We start from the raw sequence: 959 nt of genomic DNA, 5'->3' as shown, positions 1-959 counted from the left end.
GGTATCGAGGACATAGCGTGCAGCGGTTTCAGCTGCATCCTCTCCCGACCCGGTTGAGTGTCGAGCGCGAGCTTCGGAGACAAGGCTTTCGCGGATGGAGACCCACTCTGTGGGAGTGAGCCCAAGCGCGTTGCGGGCAGGGGCTGGTTTAGGAGCCGGCTGTGTGTAGTGTGACGGGCCTTCAGCACGCTGGTTGCAGGCGGCGACGGCGAGACGATCAACCTTGTTGTTGTACTGGTCGGTGCTGTGTCCTTTGACCCATTCGAAGCGGATGGTTTTGCCGGCGGCTTCGGCAGCGGAGATGGCGGCGTTGATTGCGCGCCAGATTTCCGAGTTTGCAACCGGCTTCTTGCCTGCAGTACGCCAGCCGTTGGCGATCCAATTTGCCATCCAGCTGGTGATGCCGTTGACGGTATACTGACTGTCGCAGCGAACGAGGAACTCAGTCTCGTTGCTGGCGGCTGCGGCCTCGATAGCCATCAGGGCGGCATGCAGCTCTGCCGTCTGGTTGGTGCCCTGACCGAGGTGCTTGGCGACCTGGTCGATTTGAACCATGCCGCCGGTGCGGTGCTCAAGAACGAGGATAGCGGCGGCGGCCGGGCCAGGATTTCCAGAGCAGGCGCCGTCGGCGTAGATGACCATCATGGTGCGCTCCTTTTGGGGCACCGGCATGTTCGCGACGCCGGCTTTCTGGGGTTTCGCCTGATTTGGCTTTGTCCAAATTGAAGTTTGAAAATCGGAAATAGTGTTTCGCGGTCTGGGCGCTGGGCCGTTTTGCACGTGCGCGAGGGCGCCTTGTGCCGGAGCCCTGGGCAGGCAGTTTTTGTCAAGCTGCGTTGGCGATGTCGTCTTCCAAGGCCGTATTTGTCGCCTTGGCGAAGGCAACCGCGTACCAGAGCGGTGCCCAGCGTCGCGGATAGCCGTCGTTCTGGTCGCCGCCGCACAGGATCCAGAGAGGT

The 959-nt window shown here is 61.6% G+C and carries 1 protein-coding gene; it reads right to left on the bottom strand.

Going from position 1 to position 959, the window contains the following annotated elements:
* Nucleotides 1–645: ribonuclease H family protein (locus IE243_RS22905; RefSeq protein ID WP_191321578.1), on the bottom strand; the 645-nt coding region annotated here is incomplete at its 3' end.
* Between the last annotated feature and the right edge of the window lie 314 nt (nucleotides 646–959).

Origin of the sequence: Camelimonas fluminis, assembly GCF_014656355.1 — a bacterium.
Lineage (GTDB): Bacteria > Pseudomonadota > Alphaproteobacteria > Rhizobiales > Beijerinckiaceae > Camelimonas > Camelimonas fluminis.
The sequence above is the reverse complement of the archived record's forward strand: the minus strand, read 5'-3'. Positions and strand labels throughout refer to the sequence as shown.